This is a genomic window from Streptomyces sp. NPDC001493, assembly GCF_053597235.1.
This window is the reverse complement of sequence record NZ_JBSFHV010000055.1, coordinates 1-11,072: the sequence shown is the minus strand read 5'-3', so window position 1 is coordinate 11,072 and position 11,072 is coordinate 1. Positions and strand designations below refer to the sequence as shown.

The window sequence follows — 11,072 nt, the reverse complement described above, 5'->3', positions numbered from 1 at the left end:
GTGGGGAGGTAGGTCTGTCCGACGAGGGTGGAGACGAGGTTGCGGTGGGAGGAGAGGATGCCCTTGGGGCGTCCGGTGGAGCCGGAGGTGAACATCACGCAGGCGAGGTCGTCGCCCTGGATGGGCAGGCCGGGGTTGTCCGGGGAGTGGTCGAGGACGTCGTCCGGTCCTTCGACGGTGGTGGTCCAGGTGCCTCTGAGGCGGTCGGTGAGTCCGGTGCGGGTGACGAGGTGGGTGATGCCGGCTTCGGTGGCGGCGGTGTGGAGTCGTTCGTCGGGGAAGTCGGGGTCGAGGAGTACGTGGCCGGCGCCGGTTTTGAGGACGGCGATCAGTGCGGTGGCGAAGGTGGCGTCGCGCTCCAGGAGGATGCCGGCGAGGTCGCCGCGGCCGAGTCCCTGTGAACGCAGGTGGTGGGCCCAGCGGTTGGCGGATGCGTTCAGTTCTCCGTAGGTGATCCGCCGGTCGCCGTCGATCAGCGCGACGGCCTCCGGTGCGCGGGTGACCTGTGCCTCGAACCGTTCCACGAGTGAGACGTCGTCCCGGTCGGTCACGGGCCCGGCCCACGAACCGAGCAACAGCTCCCGCTCGGCCCCCGACAGCACCTCCAACTCGGCGACCCTGCGATCGGCCGGCTCACCCCGCCCCTCGGCCGGAGCGAGGGCGGTTGCGAGGAAGGTGACGAAGCGGTCCTGGTGGGCGGCGACGGCGTCCGCGTCGACGCCGTCGGCCGGGGTGTCGAAGTCGATCCGCAGACCGTCCGACGCGCCCAGGTCGTACACCGCGACACTGAGATCGTCCACCGGGCCGTTGCTCACGTTGTGGTTGACCGTGGGGTGGCCGCACACCGTCATGTCGGCGTTGAAGCCCATGATGTTGAGCACCGGCCCGGTCGGCCTGCGGGATCCGGTGAGGACCCGGGCATCCCGCCGAAGGCCCTCGTAACGCGTCAACTGGTGGCGCAGGCCGTGCTTGACCTCGGCGGACACGCTCCGCACCAGCGTGCGGAGGGTCTCCTCGGCGTTCACCCGCAGCCGCAACGGTACGACGTTGGAGGTCATGCCGGGCGTACTGCGGGCGGCCTTCGTGGTACGGCCCGTCACCGGCAGTGCGAGCATCAGCTCGTCCTGGGGTGTGACCCGGTGCAGGTACACCGTGAACAGGGCGATCACCAGGACCGGCCAGGAGACCCGCTCGGCGCGTGCGACCGTCCGCAGCCGGTCCGCCTCCGCCGCCGGTACCAGGACCGTGCGCCGGGCGAAAGGCAGTGCGCCTCGGGCCGGAACCGCGCGGCCGGTGCCCCGTACCAGGCTGTCCGGCGTCTCCTGCGCTCCGGCCAAGTGCTCGTGCCAGGCCGCCCGTTCGGCGGCCGCCTCCGCCGAGCTCCGCCAAGCGGCGTCCTCGGCGTGCAGGTCGGCCAGCCGGCCGAACGGGGAATCGTCCCACGGCTCGCCGGCGACCGCCTTCTCGTACAGCTCGACCAGCCGCTTCAGCAGCATCGAAACGCTCACGCCGTCGACCAGCAGGTGGTGGAAACCGTAGAAGTAGAAGTACCGGTCCTCCGCCAGCTTGATCAGCGCGCAGCGGACCGGGGACTCGCGGGTCAGGTCGAAGGGGGCGCCGATCGCCGCGTCCACCAGGCTCCAGGCCGCCTGCTCCGGGTCGTCCTCGGCGCTCACGTCGGTGAACGGGAGGGTGCGGGCTCCCGGTTCGGCGTCGATCAGCTGCCACACGGATTCGCCGTCGTCCTCGAAGCGGAGGGTGCGCATGACGTCCGCTTCCTCCACGAGGCGGCGCCAGGCGGTCCCCATCAGCTCCGGGTCGACCGGGCCGAGGATGTCCCGGCACTCGCCGACGTTGTACTTCAGGCCGGTGCGGTCCAGCGCGTGGGCCGTCCAGATGTCACGCTGGGCTTCCGAGAGCGGCAGCCGGAGGACGGCCGGAGCGGGTGCGACGGTCGCGTCGGACGGCATGGGATCTCCTGTATGGGTCGCGGTGGGGACGAGCGGGTCCTGGGTGTGCGGAGCCGGGAACGTGAGCGGTGCGGGCGACGGCCCGGGAAGAAGAGGCCGGACCGGCCGTCCTCGGCCTGTCCGTCCGCGCCGGAGCGGTAAAGCCATACAACTGCCGGAGCAGGGTGCGGAGCGGCAGTTGCTCCGGCGGTAGGGCCAGCAGTTCGGCGGGGCGGCGGCAGTCAGACGGCAGCCGTGGCATCGGCCGACGCGCGTACCACGCACAGGACGCGGAACCCCGGCCGCCCGCTGTCCGCGCTGGACCGGATCACGCCGTTGACCAGCAGTTCACGGATCAGCCGGCCGCACTCGGGCAGCGTGCGTCCGGTGAGCCGTACGACGTCCTGGAGCAGGAACTCCCCGTCCGCCGCGCGGCACAGGTCGCCGACGAGCGTCCGGTACGGGTCGGGCAGCGCGGCAAGGGTGCGACCTACCCGCTCCTGGAGGCGGGAGCCGTGCGGGTCCCCGGCGAGGTGGTCGAAGAGCGGGGCCGGGTCCGATTCGACGATGTCGCGCAGGGTGGACAGATCGCACACGGCGAGCCAGGAGGCGGCGGCCTCGAGCGCTGCCGGATGGCCGTCGAGGCGGTGGCAGATCCAGGCGACATCGGCGAGCGCCTGCTCGTCCGGCACGATGTCGGGGCGCACCCGGCGGAGCTGGCTGAGGAAGAACCGGACGGCCGCCGCGTCCATGGACCCGGCGGCGGGCGCGGGCGCCTCCAGCGGGGAGAGCAGGAAGAGGCGTTCACCGGGTACGTTCCACGGCCGCTCTCCGGTGATCAGCAGCCGCAGGCCGGGGAACTCCCGCAGCAGACGGCTCAACCGGCCGAAGTCGAGGGCGCCGGTGTCGACGCCGTCGAGGACGAGCACGGTGCCCTGTCCGCCGATGGCCTCCACGACATCCGCCAGCTCGGTCAGCGGGTTCCCGGCTTCTCCGCCGCCACCCAGGAAACGCGCGCACGCGTCGGCCAGCCGGGGGAGCGGGTCGTCGCCGGCCCCGAGGCAGTCGGCGGCGGCCCCGTCACCGGAGTGCCACAGCACGGGCAGGCCGGCATCGTGCAGGCGGGCAGCCGCCTCCAGGGCGAGCCGGGTCTTGCCGACGCCACTCAGTCCGACCACGGTGACCAGCCGTTCGGCGCCCGACCCCAACTCCTCCACGACCACGCCGGTCTCCGCCTCCCGGCCAACCTGCGGGTACAGCGGTACGGGCGGCGCCGCCCGCTCCACGGACAGACGCCGGACGGCGTCGCCCGCCCGTGAGCCCCCTCTGGCCGCAGCCTCCAGCTCCGTACGCGACCGCGGGCCGAGTCTCAGCGCGTCGGCGATCAGACGCACCGTCTCCGTTCTCGGCCGCTGGGCCTTCCCCTTCTCCAGGTCCCGGATGGCGCGCACGCTGATGGTGGAGAGGTCCGCCAGCTCTCGCTGCGTCAGCCCGATGCGGAGGCGGTGCCGGCGTATCAGGGAACCGAGCGGGGCGGTGGTCGCCGGGCTGTCCTGCTGGGGGAGGGTGAGCGTCATGAAAGGACTCCTGCTCGTCGGGGAGAGCCGACCCCGGAAGCGGCTGCGGGCCGGGGCGCTGTGCGGGACGGCTGTCGTGCCTTGCTTCTGCCGGAATCCTCCACACGCGCCCTATCCGGGGAGCATCGCGGGACCAAAGGGTCCGCGGCCCGCCGGGCCCGCACCGAGATAGCGGCGAGGCGCGTACGAGAAGCCGCCGGGCCCTGCCGGGACCTGCACGCGCCTCAGGTGATAGGGGGCGGAGGACCGTGATAACGGGGCGATAGGACCGGGACCGGTGCGGTGAATCCGGTCATTCCTAACTTGGTGCTCAGAAGGAAACGGAACACCGACGAGAGGACAGTCCGATGTCGAAGAACACCACCGCCCGCAACGCCCTCCGCACCGCTTTCGCCACCGTCGCGGTCGTCGTCGTCACCGGAATCGGTGTCCAGGTGGGCTGGGCCGACGACACGTCCGGCACCGGCACCCGGTCGACCGAGACCTCGACCTCGACCGCGGCCACTCCCACCCCCACCCCGTCCAGCTCCACGGACAACAACCCCTGGGACTGACGGGCCGGGGCGCCCGCTCCCGGGTTCCAGGCCCGGAGCGCGATCCGCGCCCGCCGAATTCCCGGCCCCGGCTCCGGCCGGACCCGACCCCGACTCCGACCCCGGCCTCCGCGCCGGCGGACCTCGGCCCCGGACAGCCCCGGCTCCTGCCGACTCCGCCCACGCCCGTGAATCCCGAGCCGGTGTCGAACGGCTGTACCAGTGACGCCTCCGCGCCCGCCCGGCTCAGCCGGCGCCGAGCAGCTGCCGCGTCTCCGCCAGTTCCCGCGTCATTCCCCGGTCCCTGAACACTCCCAACGCAGGGGACAGCAGCTCCCGGCGACGCACCGGTTCGTCCTCCAGCAGCCGTGCCAGATCCAGCCGTGCCAGAGCCCCGCCGTTGAAGTCCATGATCTGCTCCCGGGCCGCGACGGCCCGGTCGAAGAAGTACCTAGCCCGGTCGGGCCGCCCCATCAGTACGAAGGCCTGGCCCAGATCGCGCAGCAGATGTCCTTCGCCGATCACGTCGCCGGAGTCCCGGCACAGCTCCAGGACCTCTGTGAACGTCAGCACCGCGAGGTCGAACTCACCGCGCTCCAGCAGCAGCTGTCCCACCCTGCGCAGGGTCCGTGCCCTGCCTCCCACATAGCCGACCCCGTCGTAGATCTCCAGGGCCTCGTCCAACTGCGCCTGGGCCGCGGCCTTGTCACCCCGGCGCATCCGGATGTGGGCGCTCTGTGTGAGCACGATCGCCCGTCCCACCACGTCTCCGGCACGGTCGAAGTCGGCCAGGGCCCGTTCGTACAGATCGAGGGCGGTGTCGTCCTCGCCGTTCGTCCGCGCGATGAGGGCCATGTCACGGCGGCACAGCGCCTCGCCCTGCGGTTCGTCCAATGCCTGGAAGACGTCGAGAGCCGAACCCAGCGCCTGGCGTGCCATACCGAACTCGTTGCGGCTCAGGTACAACGAGCCGAGCGAGGCGCGGACGGCGGCGGTTCCCCGCAGATTGCCGGCCTTGCGGACGGCCGCCAGCGCCCGCACGTGGGTCTGCTCCCACAGGTCGTAATGACCTCGAACTTCGAACAGGGTGACCAGGGTCGTCGCCAGGTTCCAGCTGACGTCGTGCAGGCCCTCGTCGGCGGCGTGCTCCACCATCCCGCAGAGGGCTGCCTGCTCCGCGTCGAACCAGGCCAGCGGGTCGGCGAGCAACTCCTTGGTGCAGGACGCGGGCGGTACCCAGCGCGGAGCATCGCCGTGCAGCACGGTGAAGTCACCGCCGTAGACCCTGCGATGGGCCTCCTGCGCGAGATACATCCAACCGCCCGCCATGCGGGTGAGCGCGGCCCGCTGTGTCTCCGGGGCGTCGTGCAGGGCCAGTTGCTCGCGGGCGTAGACCCGGATGATCTCGTGGAACTGGTACCGGTAGCCGCCGGTGCGCTCCACACCGACGACGTCCAGCATCTGCATGTCCACCAGTGGTTCCATCAGGTCCGACGGTACGGGGCGGTCGTCCTCCAGCAGAGCGCCGGCCAGCCAGCTGGGCAGCGTCGGCGTCCGGGACATGCTCAGCATCCGCAGCAGCCCGCGGTCCTGCGGCGCCAGGCCGTTGTACGTGAGCGAGAGGCTGGCCCGCATCGTCATCTCGCCGTGGGCCAGTTCGTCCAGGCGGTGCCGTTCGTCGGCCAGCCTGAGCACCATCGAGGCGAGCGTCCAGTGCGGGCGGGCGGCGAGCCGGGCCGCCGCGATCCGCAGGGCCAGCGGCAGCCGTCCGACGGTACGGACCAGAGCCTTGGCGGATGCCGCCTCGCCCTCGACCCTCTCCGGCCCGATGATGGCGGCCAGCAGTCTCAGTGCGCGGTCCTCGTCCAGGACGTCCAGCTCCACGCGGTGCGCGCCCGGCAGCGCCGTCAGCCTGGCCCGGCTGGTGACGAGGACGGCGCAGTCGCGGCTGCCGGGCAGCAGCGGTTGCACCTGGCTCTCGGTGGCCGCGTCGTCCAGGACCACCAGAAGGCGGCGCGAGGCGAGCCGGGTCCGGTACATCTCCGCCCGCTCGTCCAGCGAGTCCGGGATGAGCTGACCGGGGATGCCCAGCGCCCGCAGGAAGCGGCCCAGCACCTCAAGGGCGGTGGCCGGTGTGCCGGTGCCGCGCAGGTCGCAGTAGAGCTGACCGTCGGGGAACCCCGATTCGGCGAGCCGGTGCGCGACGTTCACGGCGAGCGTGGACTTGCCGGTGCCGGGCTTGCCGGTGATCACGGCGAGTCCTACCGCCTTGCGGCCCCGGTCACTGGCCAAGGCCTGCTCCAGAGCGGTGATCTGAGCCTCGTCGGCGACGAAGTCGGACGTCGAGGCGGGGAGTTGCTGGGGACGGGCGTCGTGCGGCTGCGGTTCGGCGGGATCGGGAGAGTCGTCCCGGACGGTGACGTGGAGCGGCTCGCCGGCACCGCTCCGGCCCGCGGCGTACTCGTCACCGCCGTGCGGCCCGGGTCTGCCGGACCCTGCTGGGCTTCCGGCCTCCCCAGCCCCGGCCGCGGAGGCCGGTGCCGGACCCGGACGGCTCCCGGCCGCCTCTTCGCCGGACCGTATCGCCCGTGCGGGCGGAGGCAGTTCACCCGCGAGGATCGCCGACTCCAGCCGCCGCAGCTCCCTGCCCGGCGCCAGCCCCAGTTCCTGGTCGAGGATCCTGCGCCCCGCGCGGTACGTCTCCAGTGCCTCCGCCTGGCGCCCCGACCAGTACAGGGCACACATCAGCTGCTCGCGCAGGCGCTCGCGCAACGGGTTCTCGTGGACGAGCAGTTGGAGCTCGCCCACGAGCCGGTCGTGCCGTCCCAGCTCCAATTCGATCTGCAAACGCAGTTCGACGGCGCTCAGCCGTTCCTCGTCGAGCTTGCGGGCCTTGTTGGCGAGCGGTCCGCTCGCGAGCCCGGTCAGCGAATCGCCTTGGCCGAGGGCCACCGCCGACTTCAGCAGCGTGACCGCCTTCTCCGGCTCGCCCTCGTCACGATGCCGTCGGGCCATCGCGACCAGGCCGGTGAACAGCAGCGAGTCGACGTCCCCGGTGTCGACCTGGAGGACGTAACCAGGCGGCCGGGTCGAGATCGAGACCGTGCTGTCCGCTCCGGCCAGCAGTTTCCGCAGCCGGGACACGCATATCTGCACCTGGGTGCGCGCGGTCTCCGGAGGGTTGTCCTCCCAGATGAGATCCACCAGATAGCTGGTGCCGACGACCCGGTTCGCCTCCAGCAACAACGCGGCCAGGATCACCTCCTGCCGCCCCGGTGGAACCCGTAGCGGCCCGTCCTTGCCCCGCACCTGGAGCGGACCCAGCAACTGGAAGGGCGGCCGCGACGCGCCGGGGACATGCTCGACCGTATGCGGCGTGCCCTCGGTCACCGAGCCTCCGACCTCGTAAGCGACTTGAACTCGGGATCAACTTTCCCAAAGGTTCCACAACCGTCACGGTCTGTCCATCCTTCCTCGCGCCGATTGCGATCACTCGGCGAATAGCGGCGCGATAGGCGAAGGTTGGCGCACTGCGGAAGAGTGCCTGGCGGAGGAGAAAGGAGGCGTCCCATGCACGCCGACGTCTGGACGAGCGCAGCCCCCGATTCGGTGGTCGACCTGGTCACCGCAGCCGGTACCGACCACGTCCGCCTCGTGTACGACTACCTCGACGCCGGTGACCTCGACGCGTGCGCATCCTTGCTGCACGACCACGTCGAGCTGGAACTGCCCGGTGTCCCCATGGTCCGCGGACGGACCGCCGTCCTGCGCGCCCACCGCGACCACAACGGGTGCGACACCCGTCACGAGATCGACCGCGTCGTCGCCCGGGACAGGAGCATCGTCGCAGCGGGCCGCCGCATCACCCCCGGCAAGGAGGACATCGGTCTGCGCTTCGTGGACTTCTTCCGAATCGCCGGCGACGGCATGGTCGAGTCCTGTACGCGCTACTACCACGCGGAGCCGGGAGGCACCGGGGCGAAGCCGTGGAGAACGGCCGGGTTCCCGCCGCCGTCCCGCTGACGGCCTCGCCCGGACCGGTGACAGGTCCATTCCCTGACACCCCGGTTCGTCGTGTGAGGCGGCATCCCGGTTGGTGACGAGGCCCCGCCCGGGTGCGGAGCGTGGATGGTCTTCGGCTGGATTCCGCAGACCCACCTGGCTCCTGACCCGGGGACCGGATTGATCCACGGATTCTCCGAGAACGGTGGTCCAGTGCGGGAACTGCACGCGGACATGTCCTCCCTCTTTTGTCTCACCTTCGCCTTGCACCGGCTCCTGAAGGAATTCGAATGGAGCGACGACGAGGAGGACGAGGAGGGCGAATCCGAGCGACTGGCCCGGTCTCCGGCGGACATCCGCGCGACGGTTTCCGAACGAGGTCCGCTGCCCTTCGCCAACCGCAGTGTCTGGCCTGCGGTGATGGACGACATGGAGGCGGGCCTGTGGTCCTGAACGGGCCGCGGTGATGGGCGGCATGGAAGCGGGCCTGTGGTCCTGAACGGGCCGCGGCCGAGCTCCTCATGACCGCTTCCGAGCGTCACCCGCCAACCCATCCGCGTCGGGAAGTCCGGGCCTTTCTCCCGACCGCGTGTGCCTTGGTTCGGCCGGTGCGGCAAAAACTCCTGTGCGTCCGCTCGTACACCTCTGCGATCCTTTGCGAATGCTACACAGCCTCGAATCGCTGGTCGTCCGACACACCCATCGTCTCTCCTCTCCCAAGGGTTCCGCCGGCGAAGGAGCGGCCGCCGCCCGACAGCTCGACGCGGCTCTGGCATCAGTGGGCTTCAAGCTCTCGCCCGAGCTGTTCGAGCGGCTGTCGGGGCTGTCCGAGGCGGCGGTCGTGCACACGGCGAAGCGGACGCTGCACACCGTGAGCCGGATGGTGGGCGACCACGTCCGGCACAACGCGTACTTCATTGACTTTCCGGCGAACGTGCCCGACACGGAAGAGTTCTGGATGCGGTGCGTGGCGCAGGCGCTCGGCGACGACACGTCGCGCCAGAACGTGCTGACGCAGCTGGCCCAGGGGGTGCTGAACCTGCTCAGCCTTCCCGCGTACGGCCGGTACCAGCACACGTACGAGGAGATGCTCGCGGCGCAGGACGCGCTGATCGCCTCCGCGGGCGACCGGGTGACCGTCCTGCATCTCGGGCGGGACCTGGACGACGAAGTCACCGATCTGTACCTGGCCTTGGCGGGCAGCACGACTCCGCTGGGCGAGGACGACCTGCGCGACCTCAAGGCCCTCGCCGAGCGGTGCGCGCAGGGACCCCAGCCGGAGTCGATCCCGGTACGGGAGAACAGGGCGGTCGTCAACGAGGCCCGCCTCGGCGTCGGAGCGGACCTTCTCCTCGACACCGTCACCGATGTACTGCGGCTGGCCTGCGCCCTGTCGGGCGGCGACGTGACGCTCCAGGAACCGACCCGGTTCCGGGCGCTGTCGCGGCCGGTCCGCCGTGCGCTGCTCGCGGGCCTCGACACCGTGGTCGCGGCGAGTCCCGCGAAGCTCGCCGACGTGCACGCGCATCGCGAACCCTTCAAGCGGCTCGGCGAGCGACTCCACCCGCACGAGTACCCGCGGTGGCCGCATGCCGCCGACGTGTTCGCCGTCGCACGGGGCGAGAAGGAGGCGCGGTCCTTCGAGGGCCGTGTCGAGAAGTTGCTGGACGAGTTCGACGTCCTCGGTGCGGTGCACCTGCTGAAGTCCGCTCCCGGCAAGCTGTTCCGCGCCCTGGACCTTCTGCTGCGCATGGCGGCGGACCAGGACGAACGGGACGCTGTGGTGGCCGCCGCCGTGCAGGCCGCTCCCGGCGTCTCCGGCCGGGTCGTGCTCTCGGCGCGCGAGCACCTCCACAACCGGGAGCGGGAGACCGACGAACCCCGCATCTTCGTCAACCGGCGGGGCCGGGCCTGGGTGACCCCCGACGTCCGGCCGCCGGTACCGGGTGCCGACCGCGACCGGCTGATCTCCGCCCTCGATGCCGAGATGCGCCGGCGGCTCCCGGTCCCGGACCGGCTGCTGATCGACCCCGAGGTCCTGGACGTGGCGCTCCCGCTCAGCGGCAGGGCGACCGCGTCCGGGCTCGGGGTACTGCCGCGAGGTTCGGTCTCGGCGGTCGACGGCGAACAACTGCGCTTCTTCGTTTACTGGAAGGAGAGTGAGAAACGGACCGACTACGACCTCTCCGCGCTGCTTCTCCACTCCGACTACAGCACCGACTCCTGGCTCTCCTACACGTCCCTCAAGGCAGCCGGGGGCGAGCATTCCGGCGATGTCACCACGGCGCCCGAGGGGGCTTCGGAGTTCATCAACCTGTCCCTGGACCGGGTGCGCAGCTCGTTCATCGTTCCGCAGGTCAACATCTACGCGGGCGAGGGCTTCGAGGAGGTCGAGGAGTCGTTCTTCGGGTTCATGCTGCGCGACGGTGAGCAGAAGGGCCGGCCGTTCGAGCCGCGTACGGTGCGGATGAAGTCGGAGCTGCGCGGAGCGGGCCGCGTGGCGCTGCCGCTGGTGTTCCGTCGGGGGGACGACGGCCGGTGGCGCGCGAAGTGGCTGCACCTGTATCTGAAGGGCATCTCCTCGGCCAACCGGGTCGAGGAGAATCAGGTATCGGTGTCGAAGGTGGTACGCGCCCTCGTGGAGCGCGAGCAGCTGACGGTGGGGTACCTGATCGACTTGATGTCCGGCGGCACCACGGCCCTGGACCTGTGGGACGGCGGGCCGGTCCCGGACGGACCCGTGATGTACATCGGCCTCGAACGCCCCGAAGGGCTGCACCCGGATTCCCAGGTCATCACGCTCGAAAATCTGCGCGACCTGATCCCGGGCTGAGTGTTAGCGTGAGACGTGGCGAGGCCATGAAGGGGCTTCCTTCTCCATTCCTTTCCTGAAACGAGCTCCTTCGCTTTCCTCGCCCTCGATGCCGGTCCAGGGGCGGTTGACAGCGGCTACTTGCCGGTAACAGACTGCTGTTACCGTAAGTAACGCGATGTCGGGCAGTACATGGAGG

Annotated in this window: 7 protein-coding genes; 4 read left to right on the top strand and 3 right to left on the bottom strand. The window is 70.9% G+C overall.

The features are described 5' to 3' along the window. Together ACWCWD_RS36870 and ACWCWD_RS36865 are read right to left on the bottom strand one after the other, a co-directional pair. A partial coding sequence (locus ACWCWD_RS36870) for a condensation domain-containing protein (protein WP_450779995.1) occupies positions 1–1,970 on the bottom strand: 1,970 nt, incomplete at its 3' end. 221 nt (positions 1,971–2,191) lie between these two features. Then, on the bottom strand, positions 2,192–3,526 hold the full coding sequence (locus ACWCWD_RS36865) for a helix-turn-helix domain-containing protein (RefSeq protein WP_450779993.1): 1,335 nt from the start codon (positions 3,524–3,526) through the stop codon (positions 2,192–2,194). A gap of 347 nt (positions 3,527–3,873) precedes the next feature. On the opposite strand from ACWCWD_RS36865, the gene ACWCWD_RS36860 reads away from it, so the two are divergent. Further along, positions 3,874–4,080 (top strand): hypothetical protein, encoded by a 207-nt coding sequence (locus tag ACWCWD_RS36860; protein WP_450779991.1) that lies wholly within the window; start codon positions 3,874–3,876, stop codon positions 4,078–4,080. Positions 4,081–4,305: 225 nt separating this feature from the next. Here ACWCWD_RS36860 and ACWCWD_RS36855 read toward each other — a convergent pair whose 3' ends face one another. Continuing rightward, entirely contained in the window at positions 4,306–7,386 is a 3,081-nt protein-coding gene (locus ACWCWD_RS36855) for an AfsR/SARP family transcriptional regulator (RefSeq protein WP_450779999.1), read from the bottom strand. Between the two features lie 243 nt (positions 7,387–7,629). Between ACWCWD_RS36855 and ACWCWD_RS36850 the strand changes: the two genes are divergently transcribed. The 3 genes from ACWCWD_RS36850 (at position 7,630) to ACWCWD_RS36840 (ending at position 10,894) form a co-directional block, all read left to right on the top strand. Beyond that, the gene (locus ACWCWD_RS36850) at positions 7,630–8,082 is read left to right on the top strand and encodes a nuclear transport factor 2 family protein (protein WP_450779989.1); all 453 of its coding nucleotides are present in this window, start codon (positions 7,630–7,632) and stop codon (positions 8,080–8,082) included. Between the two features lie 63 nt (positions 8,083–8,145). Then, complete coding sequence (locus tag ACWCWD_RS36845; protein ID WP_450779997.1) at positions 8,146–8,514, top strand: SUKH-4 family immunity protein; 369 nt, start codon at positions 8,146–8,148, stop codon at positions 8,512–8,514. Between the two features lie 208 nt (positions 8,515–8,722). Further along, positions 8,723–10,894 carry a TerD family protein gene (locus ACWCWD_RS36840; protein ID WP_450779987.1) on the top strand — a complete coding sequence of 724 codons (2,172 nt, stop codon included), beginning with the start codon at positions 8,723–8,725 and terminating at the stop codon, positions 10,892–10,894. Positions 10,895–11,072: the final 178 nt, after the last annotated feature.